The organism is Anaeromassilibacillus sp. An172 (genome assembly GCF_002160515.1).
In the GTDB taxonomy this organism is placed as follows: domain Bacteria; phylum Bacillota; class Clostridia; order Oscillospirales; family Acutalibacteraceae; genus Limousia; species Limousia pullorum.
This window is the reverse complement of record NZ_NFKS01000029.1, coordinates 21,888-38,306: the sequence shown is the minus strand read 5'-3', so window position 1 is coordinate 38,306 and position 16,419 is coordinate 21,888. Positions and strand designations below refer to the sequence as shown.

Below are 16,419 nucleotides of genomic sequence, written 5' to 3'. Positions count from 1 at the left end.
GAGAAATTGAGATTTTCGGAAAGAAGCTTTCCGATTTTAAGTCAAAGGATAAGGAAAAAATAGGCGTTTTGCTTTCGGACAGCGGTTTTTCCGGAGAATTAAAGGTAAATGATATAATACCTGTTTTGTCCGCTGTTTATTCACAGTTTGATAGGGAAGACTTTTTGAAAAAATGCAAACAGATGAAACTGCCTCTGAATAAGAAAATAAAAGAGTTTTCCACAGGTATGAAAGCAAGGCTTAAGTTGATTATCGCCATAACACACAATGCGGATTTGCTGATTTTAGACGTAAACTGTAGGATAGCTTAGAGTGTGTTTTGCGTGTATGGAGTTGGAAAGGAGCAGAGGATAACCACACGATACACAGAAGAAAGAGGGAAATGTATATACAGTAAGGGAGGAGTAGGTGAAAGAATGGACACCTGTTTTTTGTAGAGGCGGTTAAGCCCATGAAGGCTTAACCGCCTTGATTACTAAAGAGCAGGAACCAGATGCAGTGTCAAGGGCAGCGACAGCTGGGAGTGGAGATTTTGCGAAGCAAAATACTACTCCGAACCCTTTACACTGCAGATGATTCCTGCCATAAGAGAAGTGAAAGTAAAGAAGCCTTTCAAGGCAGGGAGGTTGTGTGCATGACGAAAGAACAGTTTTGGAGAATTATTGAGGATGTAAATGCGGTATCCCAAAATCATGACCAAGAGACGGTTTGGACAAGGATAGTAGAGAATCTATCTCATTACCCTTTAGAGGACATTATGGATTGGCACCTGATTTACCACGAGTACAAAGATGCGGCATACCGGGATGAAATGTTTGCGGTCAGTACAGCGTTGGGATCGGATTATGCCGATGAGGGCCTGAACAATTTTCGGGCATGGTTAATTTCTTGCGGGAAAGAAGTATTTATGAACGCTCTTCGAGAACCCGTTACTTTGGTGGATTCCCCAAAAAAGGATGGGTGCTTCAATTACGGAAAATATGACTATGCGGCCTTCTATGCATATAACGCAAAGATGTTCCGAATAGACCCAGACAGTACACAGGATCTGATATACGCACTGGAGGACTATACGCTGGACAGAGAAACCATAGAGGACATTCATGAAGAACTGCCAAAGCAGCAGGGCTTCGGTCAAAACGGGGTCGGTGCTTCCTTTGCTAACTATTACTCCCCAAATTGCGGTAAAAACAATGCGCCGCAATCAGATGCCATCCAGGCATTGATGGACAGTGGAGAGGTTGTACATGCCTATGTCTACAGCAACGGAGGAAGAGAAGAATTCCTGTTCCATAACACTCCGGAAAACATTGCATCCTTTATTGGAAGCCGACCGTTTGTGGATCAAATGATTTTGACCACTCCGATGGACGAGCTGATTATGAATACCATGGGAAACTTTATCGACCAGTGTCCAGATAAGGAGTTGCTGGAGCAGGTCAAGGAGACCCTCATCCCCATCCAGCTTGGTGAAGCAGAACCGCAGCCTATCTTTAGTCCCAGTGTGGAGGAGGTCAACGAATATTATGAGCAACAGGAAAATCTGGATCTGGGCATGTAATTGATACAACATGAAATCCACAGGAGAGAATGCTGGTGACGGCATTCTTTTTTCTGCCCTAATACAGAAAGAAGAAGGCGATCGGGTTGAGAAAACAGACGGATTTAGCTGCGATGAAACAGCTGGCAAGGGTATTTTTAATGATGGATCCGGAACCGACATCATTCTCACCGGTGATAATAAAGCATCCGTTTACGGATTCAGGAATAGTAACGGTAAGAAGTGGTAACGAATATAGAGCAGCCGATATCACAGCAGATGAAGCGGTGAGGAGCCAATGGAGAGAGCAAATGGCGTCGTTAATTGAGAATGCTGAGACGCCGAGGCACATCTATATGATGCTGACCAAATCCTATCGGTTTGCCTTTTTGAAGTATGCAATGCCATATTTTTCGCAAAAGGATTTTTCCGAATATCTGGCCAACGCATGGGTCATGTGCGAAAGCCCCAACAATGATCCTAACTTTACGCAAAAGCAGATGTTGGGCCTGTTCAAAAAAGCGGATCCCCAGGTGCTCATGGATGAGGACGAATACAAGCAGTTTCAGGCATTGGAGGATACCCTCGTTGTCTATCGCGGCGTAACATCATATAACGCCAACAGGGTGAAAGCTCTGTCCTGGACATTGGACAGAGAAAAGGCGGAATGGTTTGCGCACCGCTTTGATGAGGATGGCGCCGTATATGAAGCGAAGATTGATAAGGCGCATGTCTATGCCTTTTTCAGCAGCCGAAACGAGTCAGAGGTAATCGTCGATCCTGCTTTTCTGAATGAGCTTGCAGAAGTCCAGACAGAGGATGAGGGCCTCTCCATGACCATGTAGGAGAAAAGCAGATGAAAGAAATATATAAGGTACAAACACCAAAGCGGATCGTGTTCGGCGATCCGCTGTATTTTGAAGAATTCAGCGGAGCCAGACTGGAGCAGCTCGTCGTGGATGTCCAGCCGCCTGAAGCGTTTGGCGCAAGAGTCGTACTCAGGGAGCTTTCCGCAGCGGAGGCGCCGGATACGTTGATCCGGACCATGGAGGTCTACCTGGCTCCAGAGGAGGACATGGACATATATCTGCGGGGGATGAAATATGAGCTTCAGGAGTGCATCGAAAAGGAAATCGGTGTGGATACCGCCAGATACTATCTTCAGGTGGATGATAGAGAGGATATCCTGCACACGGGGGGAGATGGCTACTGGGGCAGTTACGAAGAGCTGTCCCGGAATACAAGGGATGGGAGAATGGTAGAAGCCGCCATCCTCACCGTCATCTGGCCGGAATACGAATCCATGGAGAGCATGCGGCAGCATGCTTTTTTCTTTTTCCGGGATATGCAGCTTCTGTCGGAAGAGATGGAAGAAGCGGACAACGAACCACAAATATACGGCGAGGAGGGGATCGGGATATGACGCTCTATCAGCAAGAAATGCTGCGAAAGCTGGGCCGGCTGGATTGTGCCGGGCGGTATGATGAGGAAAAGGGATTGCTGGTCATTTCGTCGGGCGGGACAGGCTTGTGCTGTCAGGACAAGAAAGGCTATCTCAGCTGGGAATCGGAGAAAATCCGCACAGAGGAGGAAAAAGCGGTTCTTTCTCAAATCGGCGAGCAGGCAAAGCTAATCCGTGCGTATGTGGGACAATACGAAAATTCACCGTCCATGGGGATTCCCGAGGTTGAGGGATACCGAAGAATGGCAGAATGCGGCGATACGGTCATGGCCGGCATGTACAGCGAACAGCACGGGTTCATGTTTACTACATGGACGCAGAACGGGGATCGCAGCAGGGTTACCAACGGGGACTACTCCCCCAATTATGAGTATGTCAAGGAGGCCTTCGCCATAAGGGCGGGGCTGGTGGACAGATGCCGGCTGTTTACTCCGGAAGAAGCCGCCAGCCTGTATCGCTGTGTTGATTTTACCAGAAACAACTGTATGACACTCACATGGGAGCAGGAACAGGAGTTAAATGCACTGACGGAAAAACTGCAGTTTGGATACCCGCAGCTGGAAGAAGCGCCGCCATCCTTCGAGCAGGGGGATAACCTACAACTAAATATGTAATATGTAACCAACGAGATAGGCCCAGGCTTTTGATAGTAAAACAAAAGCCTGGGCCTTTTCCGTTTTCAGGAAAGGAGCCAGGCCATGTATTTTATGGATGACGAACGTTTACGGGAGTATGAGCGGTTTATGCAGCATACGCCCCATTACAGGCCAAGGGGCTGCGGCGTCATCGGCATTCGGATTATGGATACAAAGCCACCGCCGGCACCCTATGAAGAAAGAATGGGACAAATGGCTGCTCATATTCCATTCCAATCCTTTCGGATGCGGCTGAACCAATACCTAAAGGAAAGCGAGGGAAACCTTATGATATTCAAAGATGGGCGGCATCAGGCGGCCTTTTGGACGGCGATTGAAAGGGTGGGACAAAGGGATTATGGACTGCTGTCCGCACTTTACCTGCTGACAGCGGATCCGCGGTTGAGGCGCATAGTCGAGAAAAGGCATCCAGGAGGGACGCTTCTCTTTGAGCCATTCTGCGTTCCAGGCTGTACGGAGAGCGCATATACCTTGTACTGTGCGGCGAAGGATCTGTACCTTGGCACCAAACACCTGACCATTGACGACCTGGGCGATGCGAAGCTGATCCCAACGGAGCTGTTTAGGCTCATCTGCAATGCCATGGCCGTCCGCAGATACGGCCTCCGGGCACTGGAAATCGGGAAGGAGGAATAGCATGAACACAAGAATCTGCTATCTGTACCGGGATTCAGATAATTATAAGGTCCACAACATGTGTGTCATCCATGGGGAGCTGACCGACAGCCAGATCGATCAGATCCTGGAGTGCTGCGATATGGGGGAATACTTTATCCCCAGCCAGGTGGGATTGCCGGAGCGCAAATTCGATGAATTTGATTCGGAAAGGGATCACTGTTGGTTTGAGCTGAACCGGGACGGCTTTGAATCATGCAATCAAGAGGCGGATACATTCCTTACGGCGGAGCAGCTAACGGCAAACTTCCAGGCATGCAAGAACAACTGGCGGGATGATTTGGCACCCAATGGGATGGAAGGCCCCACATTATGAATAAAACAGTAGGAGGAATGCAAATATGGCGAGAATACGGTCTTTTAACCTGGATCGATGGAGCGAACCGAATGAGCAGCGCCGGGTCCGGCATATTGGCATGGCGGATGCCAGGGAGACATTTGAAAAGCTGAAGAAGCATCTGGAGGCCACCGGCCTGCTGCCGGATGAGTATTTCCTGTTTGACGGAGAGTACGAAACCCAGCTTAAGGGAGAACTCCCGAACTTCGATCATGCCCTCTGCGTCCCCAATTATGGAGCCAGCGAGGGCATTTATCTGGACATCAGCCTGGTGTGCAGGAATGAGGATGGCAGCCGCAAATTTATCCCATTTGCCACCGGCAAGACTCTGGAAGAAAGCGGGGACGCTTTCCTGCGGATGCACCGGATCGCAGGGGAATGCTCGCTCCTGCTAAACGGCAGAGCAGTCCATGGCGAGCGTGATGAGTACGGCGCTGTCCCGGCTCAACGCTTTCCTGGATTCGGAGCTGGAGCAGATTCTCTGCTTTGATACCGAGATCGACGCTGAGAAGTTTTGTAAGGAGAAATCGGCTCTCTTTATCATCATGCCGGAGGAGAACCCCGCAACCTTCTTTATGATCTCCCTCATCACCCAACAGCTCTACCGTGAGATCCTGGCAGTGGCCGACGAAAACGGCGGGAAGCTCAAAAACCGCTGCGTGTTCTTTTGCGACGAGTTCGGCACTCTACCGAAGATTGAATCCGCCGAGATGATGTTCTCGGCATCCCGTTCCAGGCGTTTGCAGATCGTGCCGATCATCCAGTCCTTTTCCCAGCTAGAAAAGAACTACGGCAAGGAGGGGGCGGAGATCATCATCGACAACACCCAGCTCACCATCTTCGGCGGGTTTGCTCCCCAAAGTACTTCTGCGGAAACCCTTTCCAAAGCCCTGGGCAGCTGTACCGTTATGTCCGGCTCGGTGTCAAGGAGCAAGAACGATCCGTCGGAATCTTTGCAGATGATCGAGCGGCCGCTGATGACGCCGGATGAATTGAAGAGTATGCCCAAGGGGCAGTTCGTGGTCATGAAAACCGGCTTCTATCCCATGAAGGTCAAGCTGAAGCTGTTCTTCAAATGGGGGATCCGGTTTGACGAGGAGCATCCCTACAGTGTGCCCGATCAGGGCAACCGCAGGGTGGAGTATGCGGAGAAAAAAGAGATCATGGACAAAATCGTGGAGAAGTACCGCCCGGATCTCCTGCACCCGCCCATGCCGTCCGATGATGATGGCGGGGCCTACGGCGGCCAGCGCCAGGTGATGGCTGATCCAGAGGCTCAAGGCGGTGGTCGTGCGCCCGGACGCGAAAGAGCCAGGGACGGGGGCGTCTCTGTGCAGACGAGTCCCAGAAACCGAAGAATGCCGGAGCCGCCCGTTACCGGGAAGACTGCGGAGGTGAAAAGCGATGGGCAGGCTTGATCATCTCTACAAGGCGGAGCTGCCCCACCGGGCCAAGCTGGTATATATCTACCTTTACGACCGGCAGGATAAAGAGAAAAAGGCTTGGCCAGGAATCAAGACCATTGCTTCGGATTTATCCCTTTCACGCAGTACGGTGAAGCGGGCAATCAAAGACCTTGAAAATGCAGGTATGATCCGGAAAGAGGCCCATTACCGGGAAAACGGGAGCGCTACCTCCAACCGGTATCATCTGCTTTTGTGCCCGCAAAAGGAATCGTCTGGCTGACCGCCTCCCACGATCTATACAAGAAGGCTCTCCCCTGCGCATTTTAATCGCATAAGGAGAGCCTTTTCCTATATATAAGCGTACAGACTTTCCGGCGGTCTGCGCTCTTGAAAAATTTGTTATCCACTTCCAAGGGGGAAGTCTGCCCTTTCGGTGGACCGAGGGGAGGTCCATAGTGAGCCCCCTTGAACTTCCCACCTTAAGAAATGTTACAGCAGAAAGAAAAAGATAGGATCTAGCGCTCCCCTTTTTATGCGATATGGAGGAGGAAACAAAATGCGTCCATACGTTCGATTGAGAGACGGGTTTATGGTCAACCTTTGAGGGAAAAGGGTTGTTTTCTGAAGTTGGCGCCGGTGCACCACGGTATTTTTGCATTTTGGCGCTGATGTGACCTTTAAAAAGCATGGGATTTCTGTTATTGTTCAGAAAACAACGAGGCTGCAGAGGTGTGGCTGGCGTTAAGAACAGGACGTTAGAGAAGTTCCTTTTTGACACAGTAAATGGAAAACACCATTCTTCCCCTACCGGTTAAATGGTATAAAAGGATAGAGGAAAATGTGCTTAACTTCTGACAGTTATCCAAGCGAAACGCACAATTGGAACCAGAATTTTGTGTAGTGAATCAATCAAATTATCTAAGTATCTGAGGCGCATTGGTTGATGCATGCGCTGCGTAATCGAGAAAAGAGGTGTCCAAAGTTGAATAGATGAATAGAAAATAAGATTCAGAAGAAAGGCCGCTATTTCCCGTGTTGTGACAATAGTATTGTGCTGTTTCATGCTGATTGGCGCAGCACCGCTGCATGTGGAGTTGCCGTCTGTGGAGATAAAGCTGGAGGGAACCGCCCCGTCGCCGGCAGAGAAATATAAAATTCTGCTGAAGGCGGAGGGTTCGCTCACTTCTCCCATGCCTAGCGGCAGCACCGACGAGGGATATGTTCTCTCCATCAAGGGAAGCGGAACGGAAAAGCTCCCTGTGCTTTCTTTTGAAAGCCCCGGTGTTCATACTTATACCATTTCTCAAATCAAGGGCAGCAACAGTCAATGCAGTTATGATGAAACGGTGTACACCATGAAGGTGTATGTTACCAATAATGAGAACGGACCCGGGCTGGTGAGCGAGATTGTTCTGACGGTTCCCGGGATGGACGGCAAACCGGAACATATTATATTTGTAAATAAATATCCGACTGTGCCGGACGACCCGGACGATCCGGACGGACCGCAGACTGGTGACAGTTCCCATCTATGGCTGTATATCTGCCTGGGCGCCGTCAGCCTGACTGCCCTTGTGACGCTGTTCCTAACGAAACGGCGCAAATCAGAACAATAAAGATGTGCTCTGCGCCCGGCCACAAAAGTCTTCGTTTTGCGTGGCCGGGCGTTTTCAATCCCCGTTCCAGGGTGCGGCAAAGAGTTTTATGGAGATATATGACGATGAAGTGGCTAAGAAGAATTCTGACCGTGGTTTTTACAGCGCTGCTGTTATTCTCGGCATACAAGATTTACGAGTATGTCCGTGAGGCGCGGGAGAGCGAGGCCTCGGTGGAGACGCTGATTGAAAAGGCAGTGGAGGAACGCACCCCAAAGGAGCCGGGCAGCCTTTGTGCTTTTTTGAAGACCTGCTAAAAAAAGTCAAGTAAAATTTTCGAGAGAATGAGCAAAAAAACGAGCGCACAAATCTAAGCCGCTGAGCATCTCAAAATCGAAATGGCGGCCGGCCAGATGATATAGTGCAGAAAAATCAGTCGTATTCCATGGAATCCAAATAGGCTTTTACAGAAGCGTAGTAGATGCGCAGAAACTTGTTTGCGGAGGCCATCATGTAGACTCGGTAAGGCTTGCCTTCAGAATGTTTCTTGCTCATGAACTGGTAGACCGGCTCATCCATTGGAGCACGTTGCAGGATGACACTCATCACCAGAAAGAGCGTCCTGCGCAGGGAGGCAGACCCCCGCTTGGAAATGCTGCGGCTGCGGACATCCATTTGGCCGGATTGGTAGGGCGGGGCATCAATGCCCGCAAAGGCCACCAGTGCTTTTTTTGAATGAAAACGGCGGACATCGCCAATTTCAGCCATAAGCTGGGGGCCGAGAGAGGGACCAACGCCAAACATCCCCATTACCACAGGATACTCCGGCAGAGAAGCTGCCAGGGACTGCATCTCTTGCTTGAGAGCAGCTAACGCGGCAGAAGTTGCCCGGAGTTGGGAAATAGCCTGTTCTACCAAAAGTTTTGTTGTATCCGTTTTTGGCATGACACCGAAGTGCCCACAGGCAGAGGCGTATATATCCAATGCCTTATTTTCGTTGAAATTGTAGCCGTGCTTTCTGCACCACTTCTGGTATCTGGTGATAAAGGTCTTCTCAGACAGACCGCAGACACACTCGCAGTGCCAAAAAGCATCTACAAAGTCCACCCACTTCTCGCTGCCATCAGCGCGGGGCGGACTGGCAAACAGGCGGTTTGCGTCCGGGAAAGTTGTGTCCAGCAGGGAGATCAGGTTATTCTTCAGCATGGTTTGTACTTTGGAATACTGCTGGTACTGCCGGTAGCAGGTCTTCAGCATGAGCCGGGTATCCTCATCGGGGACATATCTCGGCAGTGTGAGCCAGTGGTCAAGGCCGTAGTTGGCCAGCTTCACAGCATCCTTCTTGTCGGTCTTGGCCCGCCTTAAACTGTTGTTTCCGTAGTCGTGCACCAGCATTGCATTGACTACCGAGACATAAAGCCCCGCGTCGTGGAGTAGCCAGGCCACAGGCGCGGGGTAATTACCCGTGGCTTCCATCACCACACGGGTCTCACCGTCCAGGCTTTTGAGCAGCCTTGCCAGCTCACTCAGTTCGCTGTCGGTGTGAAGTACCTCAAAGGGTGAGACTACCACCTCTCCGAAAGGCCGCATGACTGCGATCATGCTTTTGCCCTTGGAAACATCGATGCCAACGCAGTTCATCCACATTCCTCCAATACAACGAATCTGTGCAACCGGAATCCATCTTTTCTCGCTGCCGATTCAATCTATTGGGTGACACGAACTCCCCGGCATCCGGTAGGCTCAACCTGCTCAAATCGAACGCTGCAACAAGAGGATGGCTGACCGTCTTCAAAGCGGACATACGAAGCCCAAGGGAGTGAACGTCAGCCAGTTGCTCCTCTTATTGTAGCTTAGGCACGAGATGGAGGGAAAGCCGGACTGGCTGCCCGGCTTTCCTGTCCAAATTTATTGTAATAGGGAGTGAAAAGGATGAGCACATATCAGAAGGAACACATGGAAATGGAATATGCCCGTCATTTTTTGAGAGCGCTGAAACTGCTGGAAGAAGCCCAGCGTGGCAACGAAGATCCTGACACACTGATCAACGGCTTATTACAGGCGGCGACAGAATTTTACGATGCAGACAGTCATATATTATCGAAGCGGATTGGGCGGCAGGCATTGGCCTGAGTACCTATGAGTGGTGCCAAAAGGGGATAGAGTACATGGGCGGCAAGCTGCAGTATCTGGAAATCAAAAATTTCATGAGATGGGTGGCCACACTCAAAAGGAGCGAACCGATGATCTTTACAGATATCGAGGAGCTGCGCAGGACAGTTCCGGCGGAATATGATTTTTTCACACAATACGGCGTTCGCTCCCTAATCGCCGTCCCCTTTTCCAAACGGCTGAACCAGGGGTTATATCGGCGTAGATAACCCGAAGCGGTACGGCGCAGATCCTGCGTTCCTGTTCATAATCGCTTACGCTGTCGCCCAGGAATTAAATGAAATTAAACTGAATAAGAGCCTGGCGGCCGCAAAGCAAGCGCTGAAGCTTACTGCAGGGGAAGTGCGGATCAACTGCTTTAATGGGCTCACGATACATGGCAGCAATGGAACGCTGTCCGAAAAGGATTTCATTTCTTCCCGCTGCTATACGCTGCTGTCGTATCTTGCGGTGACGGCTGGGAACCGGGCAACGGCAAATCAGCTTGCACTGATCCTGTGGCCGGATGAGTCCTGTGAGATCCCGATGAAATCCGTGCGGAATATTTCTTACAGGCTTAGATCGCTGCTTGGCTATGTTGGGCTGGAGGATTTGGTGGTCTATGCCAACGGCATATTCAGCTTCAATCCGGAAATCAAGGTAGTGACAGATGTGGGGTTATTCGAAGAACTATGTGACAGTATCGAGATGGAGAACAATCCGAAAAAGCGGTATCGGCTGTATGAAGCTGCCGTCGGACTGTATTCCGGGAATCTTCTGCCACGGTTGTCCGATAATATTTATTTTATCCCGAGTATTACATACTATCAGGGCCTGTATTTCCGGCTCGCCGGCCGGTATATAGAACGCCAGACCGAGTGTGGCGAGTATGTCTATGCGCACAAGGCGGCCAAAGCCGCACTGGCCTTTGACCCGTTTAACAGTAGCCTGAATATGCACTTGACCATACTGCTCTACCAGCAATCGGGAGCAGGAACTGCAAATGCCTTTTATACAGGAATCAAGCGGCATCTCACGGAGGCGCATATCCAGAGGATAAAACAAACATGTCCGAATATGATTATCTGACAGCCGGAGGTGAGCCTGAAATGAGACGCGGATGAGGCCAAAAATATGTTGCAGATGAGTCGCAGACGAGTCACGAGCTGAGACGCCCGCCTGTTAGTATAGATTTCCGTAGGTTAAAAACGCCGGAAATACAGCGCAGGCGGGTGGCTGTCCATGTATGCGAACCATACAACGCAAGCCGCCTTCCGACCGGGAGGGCGGCGTTTTTTCTTATCAGGCTTACGATCAGACCTTACAGGATTTTTGCGGCCATTTTATGCCACCCCACCGAACCGCTGCGATTCAAACCGCCCCATAGTGCCGCTTTGCGCCTACAGCAATCTTGCTGTGGGCGCTTTTGCGTATCATGGCGGATTTCATTGCCGAAGTCCACCGGTCAATCGTTTTGATTCACTCAAAAACGATTGATTGGAGGACAAAGAGATGGATGACAGGCATCCAAAGAGAAGAAAGGACAAGTATAACCCCTATACCCTGTCGATGATCGACGGGAAATGTTATCTATCTTTCAGGGACGGCCAGGGCGTACCACACAGGCTGGAACTGGATGTGAAGCTCTATGCCGTGTTTGACCGGTTTGAGTTGGACGATCTCTCCTTCCTTAACGAGCAGGAGAGGCACCTTGACTGGACCGAGCTGAACGAAGAGCTGCTGAGCCGTCGTTCGGCACAGGAGCCGGCCCCGGTGGAGGACGCCGTCTATGAATCCATGCAGACGCAGGCGCTCCGGGAGGGCGTCAACCAGCTGCCGGAAGTCCAGAAAAGAAGGCTGCAGATGTATTTCTTTGACGGGCTTACCTATGAGGAGATTGCGGTGCGGGAAGGGTGCAGCTATCAGGCGGTACAGAAGTCCATAGCGGCAGCTCTGAAAAAAATCCGGAAATTTCTGAAATAGAGGGTTGAGTTTTGTGTGGAAGGGGAAAGCGAACAAATGAAGCCAAACCCGAGGCTCCCTCTCGTTTGAAAAACGAATATAAATAAACCGGGCGTTCCCTGCTTACGCGGCCTTAGCTGCATACAAGCAAGGAACACCCGGCTTTTTCGATCTGCCTTTTTACTCCATCGCTTCCCTGTATTCCGGATATGTTTCCTGAATTTTCCGCGCCAGATCCCAGATCTCCTCGTCGCCGGAAAGCACATAGGATGTTCCGCCGGCGCCATGGAACCGGTTTTCATCAAACCAGAAGAGGCAGGTATCCCCATCCGCTGTCTCAAACTCCAGGATCCGGCTGTCTGTAGAGCCGCTGAAAGCTTTGGATACAATGGTCGTTTCCCGTAATGCCTGCAGGATTTCGGAGATGATTTCTTCATCCGTCGTTTCGTAGCGTCCCAGGATGTTATCGTTGTGATGATAGGTAAGCGCGACCGGCAGCTCTTCCAGCGACTGATCCAGAAATTCCTGCTGGCTTTCGGTGCAATAGGCCCGAAGCGATGTGTCTTTTGGGGAACACCCCGCCAGTACGCACAATAAAATCAGCAAAACGGTAATTTTAATCCTCTTCATCCGAATCCCTTTCTGACTGTCATAGCCTGCGCTGTTTTTCTATGTAGAGCTGGTACAATCCCATGCGTGATTTTACACCCGCTTTCTCATAGATCGCCGCGATATGCCGCTGACAGGTTCGCCGGGATAGATACAGTCCATCTGCGATCTCCTGAATACTTTCCTCTGAATTGACCAGCTTGTCAAATACTTCGGTCTCTCTGGGCGTAAGAGCAAGCAGTTCTGACAGGATACGGAAAGCTTCCCGGGGATCCAGATCCGACGGGATATCCTCGGGGGCGACAGATGGAACCGGCATCCAGGCTGTATAAAGATAGATGATTACGCTGACGGCCACAAACAGGACCAGCGCCAGAATGATGGAAGCCATACCGTTGCTGTCAGAGACCAGCAGCGCTACAGAGGCGTTGGTAAGCAAAGCGGCGCTCATGTTATTCATGGCGCGTCCCATGCCGGCCCACAGCGCCGGCGTGGGCATATGGCAGGCAAAATCCAGAAAACTGGTGGTGAAGAATACCACAAAAAATCCGGCCGAAAGATAAAATACGATCAGGCCGATCAAAAACGGGCCGCCCAGCTTGAGTACTACCACACAGATGACGGACATCAGCATGACGCAGTACATCATCATGGCCATAAATTTCCGCTTTCGGATATCAAAAAGAAAGCCGGCAGAAAGGCCGCTTACCGCCAGCAAAAGCCGCGGCCATTGCCCGATGTCAGTGCCTGCTGCATGATGCATGGTGACCGCGTTGTCCAGCGTACTGAAGATACATGCCATCAGGATGACAAGCAGTGCAAGGAGTCCGCCGGCGGCGATCTTCTTTCGGGTTCCCTTCCCATCATCCTCTATGGCGGGGGACTGGGGTTCTTCCGTTTCTGCATTTTCCTGGCGGCAAAGCCTTTCTGCCTTCAGTAACAGCGCTAACGCTACAAGGGCAAAGAGTGAAAGTATCAAAGCTTCCGCAGTTTCCAGATCCACAAGATTGTTATTTAGAAACTGCAGGAAGATCCCAAGGGCATAGGAGACACCAACCATACGCGCCAGATGGGTGCGATCCCTCGCCAGTTTGAAAAACAGGTAGTGGGCCGCGCTTCCCAATATCCCCAGAAACAGGAACAATGCCATTCCGGAGAGCAGAGTGGACGAATAAGAAACATGTTTTTGAACCAAAAAATTGCATACTGACGCTGCTAGTGCAAGGATAAAAAGTCCAACGATTTGTACCCGCCTTTTCAAAAGGCGATGAAACAGCGGATAGAGCAAAAAACCGACAGCGCTTATTCCTAACGCGTAGTTTTGCGTAATCACCGTTTTTTCTTCCCCTGCCGTAAGCGAGATCATGTTTACATATAGGTACTCGGCTCCAAGAAATAGAAAAGTAAAAACACTAAGCAGCAGAATCGCATAAATGGATTTTGGATTTGTGAAGCTTTTCTTTATTACCATACGTCCCATTCCACCCCCTTTCTAGACTATTATACTATAAACGGCATGGATTTTCAACGATTTCGGTCGGTTAGAGACTTTTTTTCGCTGACGTTTTTGCGGAATATACAATCCTTCCTGTTTGACCTAAACCAGGGATTCTCCTGGATAAAACCGTATATTTTTGGAGCTGCGTTCCGCATCCGGGAACTACCGGTTTTTTGCGCCCGCACATGCCGTTTTACCGCAGCCACACGGTGTAGCTGCGGTAAACAAGGAAATATCCTGAATGAGAGAAGCTGTCTAGTAGGTGATATTGTGGACGTAAAAATAAATCAGCAGGGCGCCCAGCCCAGCGCCGCTTATCAGGCTTGCCCACGTCCAGAATAAAGACAGCAGAAGCCCCAGGAAAATAAACACGCAGAACACCACGACAAAAGCGTCTCTCTGGAAGAGCATGATGAATTTGATACAGGCGATCACAACCCCTGCCATCATAACGAGAGCCCCAAGAAGAGCCAGAACAAAAACGTACACCCCCGCCATCTGGAGAATTGAGATCAGGACATTAAAACCAAGACCTATCCCCGCGATCAGGCTGCCTACTTTGATGAGGCTGTCACGGGAAGCGCTGAACGCGCCAAAGAAATAAGTTGCGATTAACCCGTTGGAGCCAATGAGCAGCATGTTTACAATAATGACCCATTCCGCGCTTATGTAGTACGATGTGGAAACTGCCAAGCTGATAATAGCGGTGAGAACAGTGAGGAACCCCCCGATGGCGCCAATGAGATGGTACGGCCTTAACCTTGCATACATACGATATATCCCCTTTCTGATCCTGCGTTCCGAAAAGGCCAGCTGAAGCTTTTTGGACATTCTGTGTCTTGGCCGACCTTCCATCATGCGAACTTTTCGTTTTTTATCATAGCAGGAAGCCGGTGTTTTTGATAGGCCGCTTTAGCGCCAAACTAAAAAAAACACTGTGGCGCACCTGCGCCATTTTGAGAAACGAAGCTTTGGAGCCAGAAAATTGAGGCCATCCACCCTGTATAGAGTGTAACACTTCTTAAGTTTACAGGATGTAACAGGCCGCTGTCATGATCGGCAATCCCTTTTGCACAATCAAGGTGTTTTTGAATTTTCACACAAAAAATAGATTGGCGCAGGTGCGCCATGCGTTTTTTGATAAATTGGCGCGAAAGCGGCCTGCACAGATCCTTAAAAAAACGATACAGTAAAACCATAAAAGGACAAAAAAGAGTTTGGATCGCCTTTGGCGTTACAGGCCGAGCAGCAAAGCGATTCATGAGACCAGGACAGAAGAAAGGAGGCACGAATGAAAAAAAGAGGGGCAGCGGCACTTCTGGCAGCCATCTGTTTGCTGGCGGGGTGTGCAGCATCAGATCCTGCGCTTCCGGCAGAGACTCCGACCCCGACAGAGACTTCGTCCCCGGCATACCAAGGGGACTCCCTTTTTGCTTACTGTACCGAAAGGCAGCGGGAGCTTTTGGAGCTGCCCCATGAGGAACTGCCGGTGGAACTGATCTTTCACCATTGGACGGAGACGGCGGCGGACTACGAGACAAGGGACGAAACGGTGATCGCCGGGGTCTTGCAGGCGCTGCGGGATGTGTCGGTGGAATCCGAGTCACCCATCGTCTCTACAGATAACCGGGGGCTTACATTTGTGACGGCGCAAGGGGATACCTACAGTTTCTGGTTTGATAAACGCCGGTTCGAAGGGGTGGATGGCAGGTGCTATGTCCTTTCCGAAGATGAAAAGCTTTGGGAATTGGTGTGGGGGATTCGGGCGGCAGACCCAGACTATCAGGATCTGATGAGATAAGCGGTATTTCCCCATGATTTCTGCGAAAAATGCGGATTGGCGCAGGTGCGCCACATAATTTTTGGGAAATTGGCGCTAAAGCGACCTGCACAAATCCCGAAAAAGGCGCTACAGTAAGAACAGCAAAAAACCAGGGATGGTTTTGGATAATCCTTAAGATTTCTTTATCAGGAGGAAAACAATTATGAGACAGTGTGACAATGGCCATTTTTACGATGAATCCAGATTCGATAGCTGCCCCTACTGCCAGGAGGGCGCCGGGGTCGGCAAGACGGTTGCGGCCGGAACGGTAGGGAAGACCGTGGCTGCTGTGCCGGGCGGCGCTGCGCCGGAAGCAGACAGAGGCAAGACGGTGGGCATTATTAAAAAGAAGATCGGTATTGATCCTGCAGTAGGATTCTTGGTCTGTGTTTCCGGTCCCCATCGCGGCGCAGATTATAAGCTGGTAGCAGGCAGAAACTTCATAGGAAGGGCGGCGGCGATGGACGTGGCCCTGGCGGATGACGATACTGTATCCAGAGAAAGCCATGCATTGGTTACATATGACGCCAAGCATAACAGCTTTTCCCTTTCTCCCGGCCAGGGCAGGGGCATCACTTACTGCAACGACGAGCAGGTGGAAATGGTACGCCCCTTAAAAGCCTACGATGTGATCGAGGTGGGAAAGAGCCAGCTTCTCTTCCTGCCCCTGTGCGGCGAGCAATTCCAGTGGAATGAGGAGTAAAGG

General features: G+C 50.5%; 23 protein-coding genes and 1 pseudogene. 19 read left to right on the top strand and 5 right to left on the bottom strand.

What is annotated here, in order from left to right:
* From B5F08_RS11700 to B5F08_RS11645, 13 genes and pseudogenes are all read left to right on the top strand, one after another.
* Nucleotides 1-311, top strand: a 311-nt coding sequence (locus B5F08_RS11700; RefSeq protein ID WP_143256415.1) for an ATP-binding cassette domain-containing protein, incomplete at its 5' end; no start/stop codon positions are given.
* Between the two features lie 182 nt (nucleotides 312-493).
* Nucleotides 494-1,561: a DUF4240 domain-containing protein gene (locus B5F08_RS11695; RefSeq protein WP_087379662.1), complete on the top strand. Its 1,068-nt coding sequence runs from the start codon at nucleotides 494-496 to the stop codon at nucleotides 1,559-1,561.
* A 10-nt stretch (nucleotides 1,562-1,571) separates the two neighbouring features.
* Nucleotides 1,572-1,790, top strand: coding sequence for a hypothetical protein (locus B5F08_RS13585; RefSeq protein WP_242968458.1), 219 nt, complete (start codon nucleotides 1,572-1,574; stop codon nucleotides 1,788-1,790).
* A 151-nt stretch (nucleotides 1,791-1,941) separates the two neighbouring features.
* Entirely contained in the window at nucleotides 1,942-2,385 is a 444-nt protein-coding gene (locus B5F08_RS13580) for a hypothetical protein (protein WP_242968456.1), read from the top strand.
* 11 nt (nucleotides 2,386-2,396) lie between these two features.
* On the top strand, nucleotides 2,397-2,963 hold the full coding sequence (locus B5F08_RS11685; protein WP_087379656.1) for a hypothetical protein: 567 nt from the start codon (nucleotides 2,397-2,399) through the stop codon (nucleotides 2,961-2,963).
* Nucleotides 2,964-3,067: 104 nt separating this feature from the next.
* The gene (locus B5F08_RS11680) at nucleotides 3,068-3,616 is read left to right on the top strand and encodes a hypothetical protein (protein WP_143256414.1); all 549 of its coding nucleotides are present in this window, start codon (nucleotides 3,068-3,070) and stop codon (nucleotides 3,614-3,616) included.
* 93 nt (nucleotides 3,617-3,709) lie between these two features.
* The gene (locus B5F08_RS11675) at nucleotides 3,710-4,294 is read left to right on the top strand and encodes a hypothetical protein (protein ID WP_143256413.1); all 585 of its coding nucleotides are present in this window, start codon (nucleotides 3,710-3,712) and stop codon (nucleotides 4,292-4,294) included.
* A 1-nt stretch (nucleotide 4,295) separates the two neighbouring features.
* Nucleotides 4,296-4,649 (top strand): hypothetical protein, encoded by a 354-nt coding sequence (locus B5F08_RS11670; protein ID WP_087379647.1) that lies wholly within the window; start codon nucleotides 4,296-4,298, stop codon nucleotides 4,647-4,649.
* A 25-nt stretch (nucleotides 4,650-4,674) separates the two neighbouring features.
* Nucleotides 4,675-5,160 carry a hypothetical protein gene (locus B5F08_RS11665; RefSeq protein ID WP_204245202.1) on the top strand — a complete coding sequence of 162 codons (486 nt, stop codon included), beginning with the start codon at nucleotides 4,675-4,677 and terminating at the stop codon, nucleotides 5,158-5,160.
* Nucleotides 5,066-6,088: pseudogene (locus B5F08_RS11660) on the top strand (type IV secretory system conjugative DNA transfer family protein); the annotation flags it as partial. The gene B5F08_RS11665 and the pseudogene B5F08_RS11660, both read left to right, overlap by 95 nt.
* A complete protein-coding gene (locus B5F08_RS11655) occupies nucleotides 6,075-6,356 on the top strand; it encodes a helix-turn-helix domain-containing protein (RefSeq protein WP_087379644.1) in 282 nt (93 codons plus the stop codon). The pseudogene B5F08_RS11660 and the gene B5F08_RS11655, both read left to right, overlap by 14 nt.
* An 823-nt stretch (nucleotides 6,357-7,179) precedes the next feature.
* A complete protein-coding gene (locus B5F08_RS11650; RefSeq protein ID WP_158096297.1) occupies nucleotides 7,180-7,692 on the top strand; it encodes a Spy0128 family protein in 513 nt (170 codons plus the stop codon).
* A gap of 104 nt (nucleotides 7,693-7,796) precedes the next feature.
* Nucleotides 7,797-7,988, top strand: coding sequence for a hypothetical protein (locus B5F08_RS11645; RefSeq protein ID WP_087379639.1), 192 nt, complete (start codon nucleotides 7,797-7,799; stop codon nucleotides 7,986-7,988).
* A 115-nt stretch (nucleotides 7,989-8,103) separates the two neighbouring features.
* Here B5F08_RS11645 and B5F08_RS11640 read toward each other — a convergent pair whose 3' ends face one another.
* Complete coding sequence (locus tag B5F08_RS11640; RefSeq protein ID WP_087379636.1) at nucleotides 8,104-9,312, bottom strand: IS110 family transposase; 1,209 nt, start codon at nucleotides 9,310-9,312, stop codon at nucleotides 8,104-8,106.
* A 291-nt stretch (nucleotides 9,313-9,603) separates the two neighbouring features.
* Here B5F08_RS11640 and B5F08_RS11635 point away from each other — a divergent pair, with 291 nt between their 5' ends.
* From B5F08_RS11635 to B5F08_RS11620, 4 genes are all read left to right on the top strand, one after another.
* Complete coding sequence (locus B5F08_RS11635; protein WP_087242542.1) at nucleotides 9,604-9,804, top strand: hypothetical protein; 201 nt, start codon at nucleotides 9,604-9,606, stop codon at nucleotides 9,802-9,804.
* Between the two features lie 35 nt (nucleotides 9,805-9,839).
* Nucleotides 9,840-10,052 (top strand): hypothetical protein, encoded by a 213-nt coding sequence (locus B5F08_RS11630; RefSeq protein WP_087379633.1) that lies wholly within the window; start codon nucleotides 9,840-9,842, stop codon nucleotides 10,050-10,052.
* A 133-nt stretch (nucleotides 10,053-10,185) separates the two neighbouring features.
* Nucleotides 10,186-10,911, top strand: a complete 726-nt coding sequence (locus tag B5F08_RS11625) for an AfsR/SARP family transcriptional regulator (protein WP_087379630.1) — start codon at nucleotides 10,186-10,188, stop codon at nucleotides 10,909-10,911.
* Nucleotides 10,912-11,334: 423 nt separating this feature from the next.
* A complete protein-coding gene (locus tag B5F08_RS11620; RefSeq protein WP_040918711.1) occupies nucleotides 11,335-11,805 on the top strand; it encodes an RNA polymerase sigma factor in 471 nt (156 codons plus the stop codon).
* 159 nt (nucleotides 11,806-11,964) lie between these two features.
* Here B5F08_RS11620 and B5F08_RS11615 read toward each other — a convergent pair whose 3' ends face one another.
* From B5F08_RS11615 to B5F08_RS13170, 4 genes are all read right to left on the bottom strand, one after another.
* The gene (locus B5F08_RS11615) at nucleotides 11,965-12,414 is read right to left on the bottom strand and encodes a hypothetical protein (RefSeq protein WP_076779351.1); all 450 of its coding nucleotides are present in this window, start codon (nucleotides 12,412-12,414) and stop codon (nucleotides 11,965-11,967) included.
* Nucleotides 12,415-12,433: 19 nt separating this feature from the next.
* Nucleotides 12,434-13,864 (bottom strand): helix-turn-helix domain-containing protein, encoded by a 1,431-nt coding sequence (locus B5F08_RS11610; protein WP_087379670.1) that lies wholly within the window; start codon nucleotides 13,862-13,864, stop codon nucleotides 12,434-12,436.
* Nucleotides 13,865-14,146: 282 nt separating this feature from the next.
* Nucleotides 14,147-14,662, bottom strand: coding sequence for a hypothetical protein (locus B5F08_RS11605; RefSeq protein ID WP_087379627.1), 516 nt, complete (start codon nucleotides 14,660-14,662; stop codon nucleotides 14,147-14,149).
* Nucleotides 14,663-14,814: 152 nt separating this feature from the next.
* The gene (locus tag B5F08_RS13170; protein ID WP_143256410.1) at nucleotides 14,815-15,303 is read right to left on the bottom strand and encodes a hypothetical protein; all 489 of its coding nucleotides are present in this window, start codon (nucleotides 15,301-15,303) and stop codon (nucleotides 14,815-14,817) included.
* 50 nt (nucleotides 15,304-15,353) lie between these two features.
* Here B5F08_RS13170 and B5F08_RS11600 point away from each other — a divergent pair, with 50 nt between their 5' ends.
* Entirely contained in the window at nucleotides 15,354-15,692 is a 339-nt protein-coding gene (locus B5F08_RS11600) for a hypothetical protein (RefSeq protein WP_143256409.1), read from the top strand.
* Between the two features lie 301 nt (nucleotides 15,693-15,993).
* A complete protein-coding gene (locus B5F08_RS11595) occupies nucleotides 15,994-16,416 on the top strand; it encodes an FHA domain-containing protein (RefSeq protein ID WP_204245201.1) in 423 nt (140 codons plus the stop codon).
* The last annotated feature ends 3 nt before the right edge of the window (nucleotides 16,417-16,419 follow it).